A 19,287-nucleotide genomic window follows, 5' to 3' on the forward strand; every position below is an offset into this window, starting at 1 on the left:
CTCCCGTCAATTTGACGAGAGCTTACCAGCAAGTGTAGCCGCCATCGACAACGACGACGCTGCCGGTCATCAAACTTGCCGCCTCGGAGGCCAGGAACAGCACCACCGAGGCGATCTCCTCGACCTGACCCATGCGGCCCATTGGGGTTCCGCCGATCCAGGCGTCGTACATGCGCGGATTGCTCTTCACGAAGGCGTTGAGCGGCGTCTCGATATAGGTCGGCGCCACCGCGTTGACGCGGATGCCGCGCGCGCCCCACTCGGCCGCCAGCGACTTGGTCAGATGGTGCACCGCGGCCTTCGACGCATTGTAGAAGCACTGCTCCTGCGGCTTGTTGACGATGAAGCCGGACATCGAGCCGATATTGACGATGCTGCCGCTCTTGGCCGCCAGCATGTGCTGGCCGAAGGCGCGGCAGCACCAGAAGGTGCCGTTGAGGTTGACATCGAGCACGTTGAGCCAGTGCTCGTCGGTGACGGTCTCGGCCGGTGTCTCGCTGCGCGCGATGCCGGCATTGTTGACGAGAATGTCCACCTTGCCGTAGCGCGCCACCAGATCGTCAGCAACGGCACTCACCTGGGCCGAATTGGTCACGTCCATCAGCGCGGTCTCGGTGGTGAAGCCCTTTGCCTTCATCGCCGCCTGTGCGTCCGCGGCCGCCTTCGCATCCCGATCGGCGATCACCACATGCGCGCCCGCCTCCGCCAGCGCCTCGACGCAGGCCAGGCCGATGCCCTGCCCGCCGCCGGTGACCAACGCGGTCTTGCCGTTCAGTTTGAATTTTTCGAGATACATCGTCGTGGTCCGTTGTTGTCGTTGACGCCCGGAGGGGACGTCACCTCTCATGCGAAGATCGAATTGCCGCTCTGGTCGAAGCGGTAGATGCGGCTGGGCTCGGGCCGCAGCGTTACAGCGTCGCCGGCACTGAGCCGTTTCTCGCCGACGACGCGCACTGTCAGCGTGCCCAGCGCGCCGGCGTCGACGTAGAGAAAGGTGTCGCTGCCGAGATGCTCGGCGATCACGACCTTGCCGGGCCAGCCCCCGCCGCCCTCATCGACGACCGCGACATGCTCGGGCCGCACGCCGATCGTGGTCGCATGGTGTTTGTCCGCTTCCGCGCCGGTGATGAAGTTCATCTTCGGCGAGCCGATGAAGCCGGCGACGAACAGATTGGCGGGTCGCTGATAGAGCTCGATCGGCGAGCCATATTGCTCGATGCGGCCGGCGTTCAGCACCACGATCTTGTCGGCCATGGTCATGGCCTCGACCTGGTCGTGCGTCACGTAGATCGCCGTCGTACCGAGCTGCTTCTGCAGCCGCGTCACCTCGAGCCGCATCTGCACGCGCAGCGCGGCATCGAGATTGGATAGCGGCTCGTCGAACAGGAACGCTTTCGGCTCGCGCACGATGGCGCGGCCGATCGCGACGCGCTGGCGCTGGCCGCCGGAGAGCTCGCGCGGCTTGCGGTCGAGATAGGGCGTGAGGTTCAAGGTCGCCGCGGCGGCCTCGACCTTGCTGTTGATCTCGGCCTTTGGCAGCCCGGCCATCTTCAGGCCGAAGGCGATGTTGCCGCGCACGCTCATGTGCGGATACAGCGCATAGGACTGGAACACCATCGACAGGCCGCGCTTGGCCGGCGGCACGTCGACGACATTGTTGCCGTCGATCAGGATGCGGCCGCCGGAGACATCTTCCAGCCCTGCGATCAGGCGCAGCAGCGTGGTCTTGCCGCAGCCGGAGGGGCCGACGAACACCACGAAGGCACCGTCGGGAATGTCGAGGTCGGCGCCCTTGATGATGTGGACCGGCCCGAACGATTTCTGCACACCCTCAAGCGTGATCCGTCCCATGATTCAGCCCCTTTATTACTTCACTGCGCCGAAGGTCAGCCCGCGCACGAGCTGCTTCTGGCTGAACCAGCCGATGATCAGGATCGGCGCGATCGCGAGCGTCGAAGCCGCCGACAGCCGCGCCCAGAACAGGCCTTCGGGGCTCGAATAGGAGGCGATGAAGGTCGTCAGCGGCGCCGCCTCCAGGGTCGACAGGTTCAAGGTCCAGAACGCCTCGTTCCAGGCCAGTATCAGGTTGAGCAGCAGGGTCGAGGCGAGGCCCGGGATCGCCATCGGCGTCAGCACGTAGATCAGCTCGCGCCCGATCGTGGCGCCGTCCATTCGCGCTGCCTCGAGAATGTCCTTGGGGATCTCCTTGAAGTAGGTGAACAGCATCCAGATCACGATCGGCAGATTGCCGAGGCACAGGATGAAGACCAGCCCAGTCCGCGTATCGAGCAGCCCCATGTTCTTGTAGATCAGATAGATCGGAACGAGCACGCCGACCGGCGGCATCATCTTGGTCGACAGCATCCAGAGCAGGATGTCCTTGGTGCGCTTGGTCGGCGCAAACGCCATCGACCACGCCGCCGGAATGGCGATCAGCATCGCAATGAGCGTCGAGCCGCCGGCGACGATCAGCGAGTTCAGCGCGTGGTGCAGATAGTCGCTGCGCTCCTGCACGGTGACGTAGTTCTCGGTGGTCCAGTGGAAGAACAGGAACGACGGCGGCGTCGCGAACGCCTCGAGCTCGGTCTTGAAGCTCGCCAGCACCATCCACAGGATCGGGAAGAAGATCACGAAGCCCGCAAGCCAGGCGGCGACGGTGGAGATCGCGACATGACGTCCGGTGACCTTGCGCGCCATGGTGTTACGCCTCGAGGTTACGGCCGACGATGCGGACCAGGAAGAAGGCGACGATGTTGGCGATGACCACCGCGACGAGGCCGCCGGCCGAGGCGGTGCCGACGTCGAACTGGATCAGCGCCTGCGAATAGACCAGGAAGGCGATGTTGGTGGTCTGCAGCCCCGGCCCGCCGCCGGTTGTGACGAAGATCTCGGCAAACACCGTGAGCAGGAAGATGGTCTCGATCAGGATCACCACCGTGATCGGGCGCGCCAGATGCGGCACAGTCAGGTAGATGAAGCGCGACAGCGCGCTGGCGCCGTCCATCTCGGCGGCCTCCTTCTGCTCCTCGTCGAGCGACTGCAGCGCGGTCAGCAGGATGAGCGTGGCGAACGGCAGCCACTGCCAGGCCACGATGAAGATGACCGCGAGCAGCGGCGCGTCGGTGAACCAGTCGACCGGTGTCATTCCGAGCGAGGTCGCGATCCACGCGAACAGGCCGGACACCGGGTGCATCAGCAGGTTCTTCCACACCAGCGCGCTGACCGTCGGCATCACGAAGAACGGCGCGATCACCATCAGGCGGATGATGTTGCGGCCGATCACGGGCTGGTCGAGCAGGATCGCAAGGGGAATGCCGAGGCCGATGGTCAGCAGCAGCACCGAGCCGACCAGCACCAGCGTATTCTGCAGCGAGGCGAGGAAGGCCGGATCGGTGAGGAAGTAGGTGAAGTTCTCGAAGCCGACGAAGCTTTCCGAGCCGGGATCGAGCAGGCTGTAATGCAAGGTCGAGAAGTAGATCGTCAGCGCCAGCGGCACGATCATCCAGATGAACAGCAGAATCACCGCCGGCGACATCAGCGCGCGGGCGAGCAGTTGCGTCTGTCTGGTGGCCATTGCTGCTGTCCGTCTGCTCGATGAACTGCTTGCTCGGTAAAAACCGCCGTCATTGCGAGCGAAGCGAAGCAATCCAGGGTCGCGGGCGTGACTCTGGATTGCTTCGTCGCTTCGCTCCTCGCAATGACGGAGTCCGGGGCTTCCCGTAAGGTGGGCAAAGGCGCAAAAGCGCCGTGCCCACCATCTTAACCGTTGTCGTGACGCGGTGGGCACGCTTCGCTTTGCCCACCCTGCGAATGCTCGCAGGTCCCATCCGCATCGGAGAGAAAATGCGGCCATCCCTGTGGGGAGGGATGGCCGCCAGTGATCAGCTCGGGAGGAGTTTCTTGTCGAGCTGATAGACTTGGCACGCCTATTTGATGTAGCCGGCGCGTTTCATCTCACGTTCGGTGGCGGACTGTGCCGCCGCGAGCGCCGCATCCACTGTCATCGATCCGGCGAGCGCGGCAGAAAACTGCTGCCCGACCGCGGTGCCGATGCCCTGGAATTCAGGAATGGCGGCGTATTGCACGCCGACATAAGGCACCGGCTTCACCGTCGGATGGTTCGGATCGGCGGCGTCGATCGAAGCCAAGGTCAGCTTGGCGAACGGCGCGACCTTCAGGTACTCCTCGTTCTTGTAGAGCGAGGTGCGCGTCCCCGGCGGCACGTTGGCCCAGCCATCCTTCGAGGCGACGAGCTTGAGATAGTCCTTGCTGGTCGCCCAGGCGATGAACTTCTCCGCCGCCTCGACCTTCTTGGAGCCGGCGGGCACCGCGAGGCTCCAGGCCCACAGCCAGTTGGCGTTCTTGCCGAGGCCGGTGTTCGGCGCCAGCGCGAAGCCGACCTTGTCGGCGACCTTGGACTCCTTCGGATTGGTCACGAACGAGGCCGCCACGGTGGCGTCGATCCACATCGCGCATTTGCCGGAGTTGAACAGCGCGAGGTTCTCGTTGAAGCCGTTGGAGCTGGCGCCGGGAGGGCCGGCCTCCTTCATCAGCTCGACATAGGTCGACAGCGTCTTCTTCCATTCCGGCGTGTTGAACTGCGGCTGCCACTTCTCGTCGAACCAGCGCGCGCCGAACGAGTTCGACATCGCGGTCAGGAACGCCATGTTCTCGCCCCAGCCGGCCTTGCCGCGCAGGCAGACGCCGAACACGCCGGCCTGCTTGTCGGTGAGCTTCTTGGCGGCGTCGATGACGAAGTCCCAGGTCGGGCTCTCCGGCATCTTCAGCCCGGCCTTGTCGAACAAATCGGTGCGATACATCACCATCGAGCTCTCGCCATAGAACGGCGCGGCGTAGAGCTTGCCGTCGACCGACACGGCGTCCTTGATCTTGGGCAGGATGTCGTTCGCGTCGTAGTCGGCGCCGAGCTTGTCGAGCGGCACCAGCCAGTTCTTCTTGGCCCAGATCGGCACCTCGTAGGTGCCGATGGTGAGGATGTCGAACTGGCCGCCCTTGGTGGCGATGTCGGTGGTGACGCGCTGGCGCAGCACGTTCTCTTCCAGGGTCACCCATTTCACGGAGATGTCGGGATTGGCCTTGGTGAATTCGCTGGTGAGGCCCTGCATCCGGATCATGTCGCCGTTGTTGACGGTGGCGATGGTCAGGCTCGTCTCCGCCAGTGCGGGCGTAACTGTCAGCAGCGTGGCGGCGCCCATCAGGGCGGCAAGCGTGCTCGTCCGAGTGAAGATGGTCTTCACGGTCTCCTCCCTTCCCGTGTCTTTTGAATATATGCTCACGGGCTGAGCTGATGTTCACAACACTAGTCGGGCTTTGTCAAGCATGCGCCGGCGCCCACAGGTTGTGCGGCGCGACAGAGATCGGACTTTGATAGAAGGAAGCGCAGCGCCGCGGGCATTCACCCCAGGACGGCGCGCGCCGTGGCCTCGTCGGTGATCAGGCCATTGATGAGACGACCGGTCAGTGCGGCGCGGATCGCCGGGATCTTCGCCGGCCCCAGCGCCGCCGCGATGGTCATGGCGCGGGCCGGCACCTCGGGCGGAATGCTGGTGAGCCGGCGGTTGGTGCCGCCAGCGATCACCTTGCCGCCGGCGTCATAGGCCCAGCCGGTGATCTCGCCGATGGCGCCGAGCCGCATCATCTCGGTGAGCTCGTCGCGCGTGACGAAGCCGTCGACATGCATCTGCGCCTTCTGGTCCATCTGGCCGATGCCGACCAGCTTGAGATCGGCCTTGTCGGCGACCGCCTTGACCTTGGCGATGGCATCCAGCCGGACCATGCGGTCGCGCTCGTCCTCGCTGCCCATCAGGAACGGCAGCGGCATCGGATAATGCCGCGCGCCGGTGCGGTCGGCGAGCCGGCCGACGGTATCGAAGAAGCTCGCCGAGCCGTCCGCCAGGATGTTGCCGACCAGCGAGACGATCTGGTGCTCGGGACGGTCGACCGGCGAGACGCGCTCGACCGCGGCACGCACCGCCCGCCCCGTTCCGAGCGCAATGATGACCGGCGTCTCGGCGCGCAAGGTCGTCTCCAGCAGGTTGGCGCAGCGCTCGGCGATCCCCGCGGCGCCCGCCGGGGCGGCCGGATCGGTCGGCACCACCTCGCAATGCACCAGCGCGAACCGCTCCCTGAGCTGCGCCGCGAGCGCCATGCAGGACGCGATCGGGTGTTCGAGTCGGAAGGTGATCAGCCGCTCGGCGAGGCACAGCGACACCAGCCGCTGCGCCGAGGCGCGCGACACCTGCAGCATCCGGGCGATCTCGTCCTGGGTGTGGCCGGCGATGAAATACAGCCAGCCGGCGCGGGCGGCGTCGTCGAGCCGGGATTTGTCGCTGTCGCTGGCCGCCATGACGCCGCGTGGTCTCCTCTTCCGACACGTCTCTCCCGCCGAGCGGCACGCGCCGATGATCCGCCTGCACTATGCCATGGCGCTCGCGGCGCCGGGAACCGACGCGAGCCACCATCCCCAGGAGGACGCGGTGGGGCCGCCCGGACCAGATCATATGCTCTGATCATGGGCAATAGCCCCATCTCGCCAGGTGCCGCCCAAGCGTCGGGGAACCTCGCTCGCCGCACGACGGCTGCGCATCCACGAGGGATGCGGCGGCTCGGCCGGCCGCTTAGCTCGGAGGCATGGCCATCCCTGCTCTCGTCCGCCCCCGCCGCGCCGCTCCGGTGCTCGTCTGCCGCAAATGCCTGAAGCGGAGCGATGACCCCAAAGCATTGAACAAGGCCTTGAGGAAGGCCATCAAGCACGCGCTGAAATCCCACGACGGCGCTGGTCACGGCGCAGGCGAGAAGCCGGCGCGCGTCGTCTTGACGAGCTGCTTCGGCCTCTGCCCGAAGCGGGCGGTCGTGGTCACCGGCGGGGTCCGCGCGGCGCGTGGCGAATATGTGCTCGTCTCCGCAGCCGAGGACGTCGCCAGCGCCTTGGCGCTGCTGCGCGACGATCCGAACGGGCCGCGTTGATCGTCATGGTGAACAAAACCTTGCGCCGGACGCTCGAGTCTCATCGGCGGTCTTGACGCTTGCTTGGTGCGCCGCGGGCTTAGCTGGCGCGTCACGTCACCAGCAAGCGCCGCCATGAGCCCCACCGCCACCATCGCAGTCTCCGGCATGCAGGCCGCATCGCGCCGGCTCGAGGTGTCCGCCTCGAACATCGCCAATGCCCGGAGCACGGGCGCGCTGCCCAATGCCGACGGCACGCTGCCGGCTGGTGCGCCGAAGGCCTACGACCCGCTCGCGCTGGTGCAGAGCGATGTCGCCGGCGGCGGCACGCAGACGACCATCACGCGGTCGAGCTCGGGTACGTCCGCGAGCTACGATCCCACCGCGCCGTTCGCCAACAAGGACGGCCTCGTCGCCGCGCCCAATGTCGATCTCGCGCAGGAGATGATCAGCCAGCTTGTCGCCAAATACAGCTTCGCCGCGAACGCGAAAGTGCTGAAGGCGAGCGACGAGATGAGCCGCACCGTGATCGACATGAAGGTGTGAGCGCGACCGCGTGGGAAAATCTCGCTAGGCGCTCTTCGCGACCACGCCCTGCCCGGCGCGCTCGCCGGTCACCTCGCCGGCCGGCTCCGGGCTGAGCCAGCGATAGATGAAGCCGCCGGCCGCACCGCCGGCGAGCGGTGCCACCCAGAACAGCCAGAGCTGTGCCAGCGCCCAGCCGCCGACGAACAGCGCCGGCCCGGTGCTGCGCGCCGGGTTCACCGAGGTGTTGGTGACGTGGATGCTGATGAGATGAATGAGCGTCAGCGCCAGCCCGATCGCCAGCGGCGCAAATCCGGCCGGCGCTTTGCCATGGGTCGCGCCCATGATCACGAACAGGAACATCATCGTCAGCACGAACTCGCTGAGCAGGCAGGCCCCGAGCCCATATCTGCCGGGCGAATGCTCCGCATAGCCGTTGGCGGCAAAGCCGCCGGCCATGCTGAAGTCCGGCGCGCCGCTGGCGATCGCATACAGCACGGCCGCACCGACGATCGCGCCGACCACCTGCGCGATGACGTAGGGCACGATCAGGCTGCTCGGGAACCGCCCGCCGCACGCCAGCCCCACCGTCACGGCCGGATTGAGATGACAGCCCGAGATGTGCCCGATCGCATAGGCCATCGTCACCACGGTGAGCCCGAACGCCAGCGCCACGCCGAGCATCCCGATCCCGACATCAGGCACCCCGGCCGCGATCACCGCACTGCCGCAACCGCCGAAGGTGAGCCAGAACGTCCCGATCGCCTCCGCCACGAGCTTGTTGTTGTTGCCGTTCATCATCGCCTCCCTAGGTGCGTGTGATTGGCTGGAGCCCGCCTCTCCCGTCGACGGAGAAGATGATCACTTCGACAACCTGGAGTCAAAGGCGGATTCGCGGTCGGCCGTGGGATGCCTGCAACTTTGAGTCCGCACCAGGTGGCGGAATTCGTAGGGCGGATGAGCGAAGCGTCATCCGCCGAATTGGGCTCCTTGCCGACCGTCGTCGGCGCCCAATCCTGAGGGACGTTCGTTGCTGCCGCGAACCAGCTCGATTGGCGAGGGGTTGCTGATCGAGCTTGCGGCCGACGGTCCAAACCCGACATCGATGATCCCGCAGGGCGGATGACGCTCCGCTCATCCGCCCGACGCGCTATCGAGTCTGCCGACACGCCGGCGAGAGCATCGGCACGTTCGCCCATGGCCAATTGTGCCAGCGCCCATCGTCGCCGACGCAAGCGGAGGAAGCCGGGGACGGACTCGTTGTCGCGTCTGGGGATGCTTCAAGCGCTGCAAATCGGTGGTCGACATAGGTCGTGGACAGATATCCAGCGACGGTCACCACCAGGACGACCGCAAATCCCTTGGCTGAGTCTCTCCAGCGCATGTCATCAAATCCCTTGTTCGGCGCGTCAGGACCACATGGGACGACATTGACGCGCAATCGCGTGGCGGGCTGTGAGGGAGGTCACATCGGCATCTAACAGGACGCGCTTCTCCATGAAGCACAGCCCGGGCATAACGGAGTAACTCATCGGCAGGATCGTTCGCCGAGACAACCCCGCTGTCACCCTCCCCCTCCAGGGGAGGGGAATCGGGCGGACCTTTCATGGCCTCATGGTTCGAGACGCGTCGCAAGAGCGACGCTCCTCACCATGAGGATCAACAGCTTTGCGGCGGCGAAAGGCCCTCATCCTGAGGAGCCCGCCGAAGGCGGGCGTCTCGAAGGATGGTCGCGAAAAGACTGCGCGCCCAGCCTCTTTCACCTTCAAGCCGAGCACACTGAAATAGGACAGAGCGAGCCCGGAGCCCGAGGGGTCGCGATAGGCCAGGCTCAGTCTCGCTCCCGCGTCCAGGCGCTGGCCGAGCTGGCTGCTGTTCAGGGCTTCGACGCCCGGAGCGTTGGTCGTGTTGGTGCCGGTCGGGGTCAGCCACGGCACGTTACCGGGAACCAGCGAGACCAGCCGTTGATGCGATGTGCCCGAGCGGGCCAGCAGGATCGTCTCCGCAGACAAGCTCCAGCGGGCCGGCGGCTCGGACCGCGGCGCCGGGCGGGAGAGCGGGCGTCCGTCGCCCGCCGCAGCGCGCGCAACCGCAAGGCCGCGATGCTCGGCCGACGCAGCGGTCGAAGCCAGCAGCGCGACGGCGAGCCCGCACAGGACACCGACGACGAGCCGATGGCGGCGGTCACGTGGTGAGGCGGATACGACGTTCACCCGATTTCCCCCTGTCCTGCACCCCTGTCTTGCGCGCGCATGTCCTCACGCTGTCGCGCGCCTCTCGGTTGGGACTCTCACGCCACCGGATACGCCGCGGAGTCTCGGCCAACACGAGGGAAGACGGCCGAGGGAAGATGGCCGAGGGACAACATGGGCCATGACAGCGGCACCATAGCTCGGCATGCGCGATGGCGTCCGCTCGCCGACCGACATCATGCTTGTTCTGCACCGCCCCTGCCGATTCGGAAAGAGCACGCTTCGGCCGCGGCGAACGACCCGCGTCCTCGCGCGAGCGGTCGTGCGAATAACACTCACACTCCCGTGCGGCAGGCTTCCGGTCCGGCCCATCCGCCATCGTCTCGCGTGCCGAACCGGCGCGGGCTCGTTGTCGCATCCGAGGATGCGTCAAGCGCAGCCAATCGGTGGTCGACATAGAACGTGGACAGGACTCCGGCGACGGTCACCACTCGGACGACCACGAATCCCCCGGCGCCTTTGGCCGAGTTTAGTGTAGTCCAGTAGCGTCACCGCAATCGATGACAGTGCACTTAACTCGTGGAGCGGGGCCGCTGAATTGTTGAGTGCACTGTCACCATAGTCCCAGCTTCTGCAGTGCTCCGCCTTCGCACTCGCGAACTCACATGCGAAGACCTTTGATTGATTTCGGCTGAGGTCCCCGGAGGCTTTCGAACGTCGGCCGCCGCACGACCGACGCGGCTCCTCAAGCAGCCGGCATCCCAAACCGCCAAAGCTCTGGGTCTCCCATCAAACAATCTCAAGGTGCATTACCCAGCTGATGTTGATTTAGCGCAATGGTTGTACCGAGTGGCTGGTCTATCGTTCGTCTGGAACTCCAGAGAGAGCGTCCGCATGGACCATACTCAAGCGGCATTCCGCAATCCGTCAGAAATTTCTGGTTTTCCTACTCGAGGCCTTGGTCATCAGCGGCCTCGTTGCCTTGCGCCATTTATCTCGACCTCGACGCTGATGCCAATCTACCGGAAGCCGCTATGAGCGATGTTTTCGTCAGCTATGCGAACGAAGACCGGGCGTGGGCTGAAATGCTTGCGCGCGCACTTGAAGGCCGAGGCTGGTCGATCTTTTGGGATCGGACTATTCCGATCGGCAAGACATGGCGGGAAACGATCGGACGAGAACTCAGCGAGGCGCGCTGTGTCGTCGTCATCTGGTCCAAGGCCTCGATCGCCTCCGGCTGGGTGCAGGAAGAGGCGGACGATGCAAAGCGGCGAGGGATACTGGTCCCGGTGCTCATCGAAGGTGTCGAGGCTCCTATCGGATTTCGGAGTCTTCAAGCGGCGGACCTGTCGGATTGGAAGGCCCCGGAGCCGACCCAGGCGTTCCAGAGGCTGATCAATGATATTTCGCGGCTTATCGCCTCCCCGTCGAAAATGCCTGATGAGGCACACGCCGGAAAACCGCCGCCGCCGATTCTGCCCCCTGTCCCGATACTCCCTGCGCGACGGAGTCGGTGGGCGCTGGCAATTGCTGGCGCAGCGATCGTGGTAGCGGGCGCATTTGCCTATCAATTCCTGGGCCCGCAAGACAGCTCGAATCGCAATAATTCGTATGATGCACGTCACCAGAATACGGCCGCCAAAGAGCCCTTCGGAGTGACAACAGCCAAGGAGGTTGCCGGAGCGACGACAGCCAAGGAGCCCCCCGGAATGACAACCCCCAAAGAGCCTCCCGGAGTGACAACACCCAAGGAGCCCCTCGGAGCGACGACGGCCAAACAGGCTCCGGAAGTCCCGCCAGCGAACGAGACGCCGCCGAGTCGCCTCGACAACTACACACTGCAATACAACCAAGACATTGATAAACAAGACATCGTGCAACCTGATGGCCAAGCTGGCATTCGCGATTCGGAAATCAACGCCTGCGCCTTGCAGTGCGACGCGAACCCGGCATGCGTCGCATTCAGCTTCGATCGCTGGAATAAAATGTGCTTTCTAAAGCGGAAAATCTCAACGTCCGTACTTGAGCCGCGCTCCGCAATCGGCATCAAGAAACCTTTCGCGCTGCCGACCCGTTCAACGCTGCCAGTACAATTGGCTACTGTTCATAATCATCGGTTTGATGCACGACCGATTGCAACCGCGAACGTCTCCGACCTGACGGCGTGCCAAGTGGCTTGCGCCGGCGACCGGCGATGTGTGGCGTTCAGCTTCTTAAGAGGGAGCGGGCAGGCGAAGAACTGTCAGATCTTCGACAATGTACAAGATGCATATATCGACGATCCTTTGGCAGACAGCGGCTGGAAGGAACAGGCCCGCTAGCTCTCTGTAGGAGGCTGCCACGAGGACGATGCGACTCAAAAGGTGCCAAGTTGCTGAGCTCGACATTCCGCAAGAGATCCTCGGTACTCGCGCTCGCCGGACGACGGATCGATGGAGCTGATACCGCTCCCTCACGCTTTCCGCCCGAAAGCATCCCGGTTGTACGCCAACGACTTGCCGACCTGCTCACCAGAGAAAGCGTCGTCACCATCGTCAGCTCCGCCGCCTGCGGCGCTGACCTCCTCGCACTCGAGGAGGCGGAGCGTCTCAGTCTACGACGTCGAATTGTCGTGCCGGCTCCGCTGGAGCGATTTCGACAAACCTCCGTGATCGACCGACCGGGCGATTGGGGCCGGCTATTTGACCGTCTCGTCTCGGCTGCCGAAGCAGCAGGAGACCTGATCGTGCTCTCCGGCAATCACACCAGCGACGCTGCCGCCTATGCCGCCGTGAACGAAGCCGTGATCCGCGAGGCCAGGACGCTTGCAAGAGAGGGGGCTCTGCATCGGCTCGTCGCCGCAGTTGTCTGGGAGGGGTCAGCCAGATCCGAAAGCGATATAACCGGTCAATTCCGGAAATTGGCGGCGGAGGCGGGGTTTGAGGGGCGGGTCATTCTCACGCGCTCTGCAGCCAACGAAGCACAGGAGTACCTGCGAGGCCATCAGCTCTCGCCCGAACGGGTGAAGGATTTGGTGGTCCGCCTGAAGAACGAGGACAGATTCGGCGTGGCGCGGAAAGTCCTTGCGAGAATTCGTGAAGAGTCGACCTCTGAAGTCGCTCTTCGGGTTTGGTTTGCCCAGCAGCACGCGCTGTGCACCTACAAAGATCCTGATTTGCCCGTATTGAAGGCTCTTGATCAAGCGCTTGCGATCCTCAAAGGAACCTTCGATATCGCGAACACCTCCGACCAGGAGACTCTCGGCATCATGGGCGCCATCTGTAAGCGCCGCTGGCAGGCCACCGGGCAAAAGGACCAACTGGAACGTTCATATCACTACTACCGTCGTGGCTTCGATGTTGGTCCGGAGAAGGATTATGGCTACAGCGCGATCAACGCTGCGTTCGTTTTGGACCAACTTGCCGACATCGAATCATCTGAAGGGACGCCATCGGTCGAGGGACGCCGAATGGAGGCCAGGGCGATACGAGAGGCCGTCGTGGCGAAGCTGTTACCGTTGCGCACGACAGACCCCACGCTCAACAACAACTGGTGGTATCTTGTCACGCTTTCCGATGCGCTGTTTGGACTAGGCAGGTACGACGAGGCCGAGCGCTGGCTCTCGGCGGCCAAGGCTCTCCCAAGCGTCCCTGATTGGGAATTCCGGAGCACCGCCACACAGCTTGCGACGCTCTGTCAGCTCCAGAACCGAGGCATCCCATCACCGAACGAGCCCGTGGTAGCGAAGGCTGCGAAGGCGCTCGACGCTTTCGTTGGTTCCGCCGCCGCACGCGAAAGCGCCTTTATTGGAAAGGTCGGCCTGGCCCTGTCCGGTGGCGGCTTTCGTGCTTCGCTCTTTCATATCGGGGTGCTTGCAAAACTGGCCGAGCTCGATGTCCTGCGCCGCGTGGAGGTCCTTTCGTGTGTTTCCGGTGGCTCAATCATCGGCGCTCACTACTACCTTCAGCTACGGGAGACGATGGAGACCGAGGGGCTGGAGAATCTGAACGAGATTGAGCTACGCGATGCGTACATTAGGCTAGTTCGGCGCGTAGCAGCGGATTTTTTGGCCGGCGTGCAGACAAATATACGGATGCGCGTATTTGCCAACCCTCTACCGCTCCTGCGTTCAATCGTTAGCCGCGCCTACACGCGAACGGTTCGACTAGGCGAACTCCTCGAGGCCCAGCTCTTCGCAAGGGTGTGGACGAACGCAGTGAGTGAGCGCAAGCCGAAGGGCCCGTTGCTTCTCAAAGATCTAAAAATTCAGCCTTACGGAGGAGAAGAGGATTTCGAGCCGAACAAATACAACTGGCGTCGTCAAACGAAAGTTCCAGTATTGATACTCAATGCCACGACGCTGAATACGGGACATGCTTGGCAATATACGACGAGCTTCATGGGTGAGTCTCCTTGGGGAATCGATCCCAATGCAGACGGCACGAACCGGCTCCGAAGAATGTACCATAGTGAGGCGCCACCAGAGCACCGAGCGACCAGCCTCTCTCAGGCTGTTGTTGCTTCTGCCTGCGTGCCCGGCCTCTTCGAGCCAATCAGAATCGATGGTCTATATCGTCTCGAAGAACGAGGTAAAAAGTCCGAGCCACTTATACTGAGACAGGTCGACGGCGGAGTGCACGATAACCAGGGGATCGCGAGCCTCTTCGAACAAGGCTGCAGCGTTGTTCTCGTGAGCGACGCCTCGGGACAAACCGCATTTGCGCCAGATCCTGGTGGGGGCACGCTAGCGTCGCTAACGCGGAGCAATTCCATTCTTATGGAACGCGTTCGACAGGAGCAATATGCCCGCTTAGAGACCATGGAAAGAGGCGGCCTTCTCAAGGGAATGATGTTCATTCACCTTAAAAAGGATCTCGATGTCGTACCGATCGACTGGTTGGGGTGCGAAGAGCCGCGCGATGATTCAAACCAAACAGACGAACCGGTGACCGAATACGGTATTCGGAAGCGAGTTCAGGAACTTCTTGCAGGGATTCGCACTGACCTTGACAGCTTCTCCGAGGTCGAGGCGTACGCCCTGATGGCCAGCGGCTATCGCATGACCGAGTACTACTTACCTCAAGTTCAGGTCCTCCCCATCCACACTCAAGAAAGTGTCGAATGGGACTTTCTGGCCATTGAGTCAGTGCTACGAGATTCCATGACCTCGGACAAAAACTACAGATACCTATTGCGACTGCTCGGAAGTGCAGGCCGCCGGATGTCTAGAATCTGCTCGATGTGCCGTGTTCTACCTCTGATCATCTCTCTTACTGCCGCTGCAGGAATTGTGCTGGCAGCCGCTTGGCTAATCCATAACGGCGGACCCGCCACAATAAACATCTCGGTGAACGGATGGCTGATTCCCGCGCTTGTTGTTCTCGTGATTCCGCTCGCATCACCTTCAGTTCGCGAGCACGCGGGTCGAATATCGATGGGCATTCTCAGCCTCGTCCTCTGGATCCCCGCGCAATTCCATCTCAGGGTGACTGATCAAATTTTCCTAAGGATGGGTCGGCTAAATAGGTTGCAATAGAATCCGAGTTTCTGCGCGCTCCGTCGATGGAGAAGTTGTTGCAATCAAGGGGACCTTTCATCTTCGAGCTTGAATCGCCGTAACAGTGCACATTTCTTCCAGACTCGGATTCCATCGGCCAACGCATTCCCGGTCTGCACAAACTGCCCGTCGTGCCACTCTGCCGCAGTGATTCCGCTTGCGCCGTCGGGCAAATCACCTCCACATTTCTGGCCATCCCGCCCGCACTGAGAGGGGCGTATCGCGATCGTCACGGGACGTTGCGGCGGGGGGCGATGGCCGCGGGGCGACGCAGCATCTCATGGAGGTGCGGACGAACGTCGTTGCGCGGACGGTCAAGCCGTGTGGTCCCGACACCCCGATGCTGGTGTCTTGGTCGGCGACATCCCGATGACGGGGGCAACAAGCCCGGTCCCCTGGGAGAGCACGGAGCAGCCGTAAGCCCATTGCGCAGGGAAGGCCGGGTTGTTTCCGGCTGAGCCTGTGGTTCCTGCCCCGTGCATTTTTCCGCACGGGGGCCATGGGTGCCAGTCGGCACTCGGCCTTCCCTGCGCCCTCTCATGTGAAGAGGACGCCAACTGCAGCAGAGCTCGGGCCGATCCGGCCGCGAGATCGCGGCGGCATGGGCGTGAGCGACGGCCGCTGATAGCGGCAAGCTGTTTGACAAGGTTGATCGGAGATCAGACAGCGCGACTCAAGCGAGAGCTGGGGGGCTCAAACGTCCGGCTTCGCCATGAGGCTTCGCCGGACACGCTTCGCCCTTCGGGCACTAGCGCGGCTGCGCCACGCGTAGCCCGAAGGGCGAAGCGTGGTGCCCAGGGGCGGAATCGAAAATTTCTGTATCAGCATGATTAATATGATGTTTTTCGCGCGCCAAAGGCATCGTGTACCTGCCAGTGTACCCGACGATCATCTCTCCTCCGCCACAGTTTACCCCCCGCTCTGGCCTGAGCTACGTGGAGAATCTCCGCTGGCTGATCGATGAAGGCCCCCGCCAGTACGCGCCGAGAGAATGTTCTCGCGCTGGCCATGATGCGTCCTGCGAATTCGAGCTCACTGGCCCAAAAAGACGCGAGCGAGCCGCGATCCAAAGAGGGGAGTCAGAATGCACCCCCACGAGGGCGACTTTGGCTCTTAAGGTTCCGAGGTCGAGTGCGCGACGCGCAACTCCCCTCATAGCGGGCCGGACTTAAGGCGATGCCGCGGCGGAGACCGCCCCCTTGCGGTACTGACGCCCCAGTGGCTAAACAGCCGCGGGGTGGCGTCAATGGCCTCGCAAACAACCGGAACACCAGTTTATGTCCCATGGACTGATGATCGCAGCGATAGGCGGTGCTTATGCCGGCTCGCCGGTCGCGGCAGCGTTCGTGCAAGCCGGCCAGCCCGCGATCGGATTTGACATCGACGTCGTCCAAATGGCCAAGCTAGAAGACGGTAGGGACAGCAGCTATGAGATCCCGTCGGCCGCTCTGAATCGGCCGGACTTGCACTTCACCAGCGATCCGAGCGAGACGGCCGCCGATCCGAGCGAGACGGCCGCGGCTGCTTGCGTCTTCGTCACCGTTCCGATCGACAGTGCCCACCAAGCCGATCTGGGCTCGATGCTCCCGGCCACGCGAGCCCTCGGGAAGGCGCTTGAGAAGGAGATCGGCCGTCCGCGCATCATGAAGATGTTGCCGATGCAGCCGGAGACGTCGAGACCAACTATGCTGATGTCAGCGATCTCGAGCGCGACATCGGCTTCCGGCCGGCAACCTCGATCGCCGACGATAAAGGACATTTTGCAAAATGGTACCGCGACTACCATCGGATTTGACGGGTTGATTTCATGACCGGACGCATCATTCCTCTCATCATGTGCGGCGGCGCCGGGACCCGGCTCTGGCCGGCCTCGCGCGAGGTCAGGCCGAAGCAGTTCCTGCCGCTGTTCGGCGCCCATTCCACATTCCAGGACACGCTGCTGCGCGTCTCCGATGCCGATCTTTTCGAGCGGCCGATCATCATCACCAACCTGGCCTATCGCTTCATGGTGCTGGAGCAACTGGCCGAGATCGGCATCGAGGCCGACGTCCTGCTGGAGCCGATGCGACGCGATTCAGGCCCGGCGATCGCCGCCGGAGCCGCCTTTGCCCAGTCGCGCCATCAGGATGCTGTCGTGCTGGCGCTCGCGGCCGATCACGTCGTTCGTGACACCCCCGCTTTTCTCGCGGCGTGCCGCCAGGGGCTCGCTGCCGCCGAGGCCGGCCGCATCGTCACCTTCGGCGTCAATCCGGAGCGCGCGGCCACAGAATACGGCTACATCAGTCCTGGCGCGCCGGTATCCGGGGAGGTGCGGGCGGTCGCGAAATTCGTCGAGAAGCCGGACCAGCCGACCGCGGAGCGCTACATTCGCGAGGGCTATCTCTGGAACAGCGGCAACTTCATGTTCCGCGCGTCGGTCCTGCTCGACGAATACCGCAAGTTCGATGCCGACAGCGTGCAGACGGTCACCAACTCCGTTGCCAAGGCCGGCCGCGACCTCAGCTTCATCATCCTCGACTCCGAAGCCTTCGCCGCGGCCAAGCCGATCTCGATCGACTATGCCGTGATGGAGAAGACCGAGCGGACGGCCGTGGCCCCGGTGTCGTGCGGCTGGTCCGACGTCGGCTCCTGGCATGCCGTCTGGGAACTGTCCGACAAGGACGGGCAGGGCAACGCCGCGCGCGGCACCGCCGTGTTCGAGGATTCCCGCAACTGCAATGTGGTCACCGACAAGGCGCTGGTCGCGCTCGAGGGCGTCGATGATCTCGTCGTGGTGGCGGCGCAGGATGCCGTGCTGGTGTCGCGCCAGCGCGATGCCAACGGCTTGAAGCGGCTGGTCGCTAGGCTCAAGACCGTCGCGCCCGAAGTGACCGAGGCCCACATCAAGGTGCACCGGCCCTGGGGCAGCTACCAGTCGGTCGACAATGGCAAGCGCCACCAGGTCAAGCGCATCATCGTCAAGCCCGGCCAGCGGCTGTCGCTGCAGAAGCACTATCACCGCTCCGAGCACTGGATCGTGGTGCGCGGCGCGGCGCGGGTCACGGTGAACGAGACGGTCCAGACCGTGCACGAGAACGAATCGATCTACATTCCGATGGGCGCGGTGCACCGGCTGGAAAACCCGGGCAAGATCCTGCTGGAACTGATCGAGGTCCAGACCGGGTCCTATCTCGGCGAGGACGACATTATCCGTATCGAGGACGATTACCGCCGCGAGTAAGGCGGGGTCTCGCCGCGAATCACGCGAGCCGAGCTAGGGGCGATGTTCGGCAAGCCGCTGGCCTGCCTCCTGACTTTGACGCAGAACACGACCAAAAACATCGGGCAGAAGCGAAGTCGTGACTTCCCGCATTGACACTTGAAATGAGGGGATAGCGTGAGTGATTACTCAGGGTTATCGAGCACTCGGACGCGGAGATTTTGTTGGCAATATGAATCGCCTGTTTCACGCGCGGGGCGCGAAGGTGATTTTCGCAATCAAATGTGAACTGTGCGGATTCTGATTCGACTGCATCCAGCACGATCTCCGCGCGCAGCTCATTAGTACGCGATGACCGGACTTGGGGTAGCTACGGCTTGTCTGATCTTCCTACCAGGCCTTTTGGTTTTGCTGGCTTGGATCGATTTCAAGCGCAGAACAATACCCAACGCGCTGAATGCGACGATCGCCCTAATTGGGGCGTTTCGGGCAGCTGCCCTGGGCGGATTGCCTGCCCTCGTCGAAACAATTCTCCAGGCAATGATCGTCGCTGCTGCCGTCTGGCTCCTACGCTGGCTCTATTTCGTCATCCGAAGGCAGCAGGGCCTGGGACTAGGCGACGTGAAGCTACTGACTGCGTCGACTTTCTGGGTTGGTATGGTCGGCATCCCTCTCCAGTTGTTGTCCGCCTCACTATCGGCGCTCGCGGTAGTCGCCACCCTACATGCGGCTGGCTACTCCGTCACACGGAGGAGCGCGGTCCCGTTTGGACCATTTCTGGCTTTTGGGCTGCTCGTCACCCTTGCTGCGCAGGAAAGTCGATGGCTCGTTTGATTCGTATACATCTGGGCACCCGCAGGGGGGATTCT

The 19,287-nt window shown here is 63.2% G+C and carries 15 protein-coding genes; 7 read left to right on the forward strand and 8 right to left on the reverse strand.

Translation table 11 applies throughout. The features are described from left to right. Window positions 1-22: 22 nt before the first annotated feature. From QW845_RS27485 to QW845_RS27510, 6 genes are all read right to left on the reverse strand, one after another. Window positions 23-796 (reverse strand): SDR family NAD(P)-dependent oxidoreductase, encoded by a 774-nt coding sequence (locus tag QW845_RS27485; protein ID WP_315804649.1) that lies wholly within the window; start codon window positions 794-796, stop codon window positions 23-25. A 47-nt stretch (window positions 797-843) separates the two neighbouring features. After that, the gene (locus tag QW845_RS27490; protein ID WP_315804650.1) at window positions 844-1,851 is read right to left on the reverse strand and encodes an ABC transporter ATP-binding protein; all 1,008 of its coding nucleotides are present in this window, start codon (window positions 1,849-1,851) and stop codon (window positions 844-846) included. A 15-nt stretch (window positions 1,852-1,866) separates the two neighbouring features. Next, window positions 1,867-2,697, reverse strand: a complete 831-nt coding sequence (locus QW845_RS27495) for a carbohydrate ABC transporter permease (protein ID WP_315804651.1) — start codon at window positions 2,695-2,697, stop codon at window positions 1,867-1,869. A gap of 4 nt (window positions 2,698-2,701) precedes the next feature. After that, on the reverse strand, window positions 2,702-3,574 hold the full coding sequence (locus tag QW845_RS27500; protein ID WP_315804652.1) for a sugar ABC transporter permease: 873 nt from the start codon (window positions 3,572-3,574) through the stop codon (window positions 2,702-2,704). A 352-nt stretch (window positions 3,575-3,926) separates the two neighbouring features. Then, entirely contained in the window at window positions 3,927-5,216 is a 1,290-nt protein-coding gene (locus QW845_RS27505) for a sugar ABC transporter substrate-binding protein (protein WP_315804687.1), read from the reverse strand. Between the two features lie 200 nt (window positions 5,217-5,416). Beyond that, window positions 5,417-6,367, reverse strand: a complete 951-nt coding sequence (locus QW845_RS27510; RefSeq protein WP_315804653.1) for a sugar-binding transcriptional regulator — start codon at window positions 6,365-6,367, stop codon at window positions 5,417-5,419. A 284-nt stretch (window positions 6,368-6,651) separates the two neighbouring features. On the opposite strand from QW845_RS27510, the gene QW845_RS27515 reads away from it, so the two are divergent. Both QW845_RS27515 and QW845_RS27520 read left to right on the forward strand, forming a co-directional pair. Next, entirely contained in the window at window positions 6,652-6,987 is a 336-nt protein-coding gene (locus QW845_RS27515; RefSeq protein ID WP_315804654.1) for a hypothetical protein, read from the forward strand. Window positions 6,988-7,101: 114 nt separating this feature from the next. Further along, window positions 7,102-7,512: a flagellar basal body rod protein FlgC gene (locus tag QW845_RS27520; RefSeq protein WP_315804655.1), complete on the forward strand. Its 411-nt coding sequence runs from the start codon at window positions 7,102-7,104 to the stop codon at window positions 7,510-7,512. Window positions 7,513-7,536: 24 nt separating this feature from the next. Here QW845_RS27520 and aqpZ read toward each other — a convergent pair whose 3' ends face one another. Further along, a complete protein-coding gene (gene aqpZ, locus QW845_RS27525) occupies window positions 7,537-8,289 on the reverse strand; it encodes an aquaporin Z (RefSeq protein ID WP_315804656.1) in 753 nt (250 codons plus the stop codon). Between the two features lie 806 nt (window positions 8,290-9,095). Continuing rightward, complete coding sequence (locus QW845_RS27530) at window positions 9,096-9,704, reverse strand: hypothetical protein (protein WP_315804657.1); 609 nt, start codon at window positions 9,702-9,704, stop codon at window positions 9,096-9,098. Between the two features lie 1,013 nt (window positions 9,705-10,717). On the opposite strand from QW845_RS27530, the gene QW845_RS27535 reads away from it, so the two are divergent. From QW845_RS27535 to QW845_RS27555, 5 genes are all read left to right on the forward strand, one after another. After that, a complete protein-coding gene (locus QW845_RS27535; protein ID WP_315804658.1) occupies window positions 10,718-12,004 on the forward strand; it encodes a TIR domain-containing protein in 1,287 nt (428 codons plus the stop codon). A 50-nt stretch (window positions 12,005-12,054) separates the two neighbouring features. Continuing rightward, the gene (locus QW845_RS27540; RefSeq protein WP_315804659.1) at window positions 12,055-15,198 is read left to right on the forward strand and encodes a tetratricopeptide repeat-containing protein; all 3,144 of its coding nucleotides are present in this window, start codon (window positions 12,055-12,057) and stop codon (window positions 15,196-15,198) included. A 1,298-nt stretch (window positions 15,199-16,496) separates the two neighbouring features. Continuing rightward, a complete protein-coding gene (locus QW845_RS27545; protein ID WP_315804660.1) occupies window positions 16,497-17,030 on the forward strand; it encodes a hypothetical protein in 534 nt (177 codons plus the stop codon). Continuing rightward, window positions 17,027-18,439, forward strand: coding sequence for a mannose-1-phosphate guanylyltransferase/mannose-6-phosphate isomerase (locus tag QW845_RS27550; protein ID WP_315804661.1), 1,413 nt, complete (start codon window positions 17,027-17,029; stop codon window positions 18,437-18,439). Before QW845_RS27545 ends, QW845_RS27550 begins: the two co-directional genes overlap by 4 nt. Window positions 18,440-18,769: 330 nt before the next feature. Beyond that, a complete protein-coding gene (locus QW845_RS27555; RefSeq protein WP_315783596.1) occupies window positions 18,770-19,252 on the forward strand; it encodes an A24 family peptidase in 483 nt (160 codons plus the stop codon). The last annotated feature ends 35 nt before the right edge of the window (window positions 19,253-19,287 follow it).

It is taken from the genome of Bradyrhizobium sp. SZCCHNS3002, assembly GCF_032377435.1.
Taxonomy (GTDB): domain Bacteria; phylum Pseudomonadota; class Alphaproteobacteria; order Rhizobiales; family Xanthobacteraceae; genus Bradyrhizobium.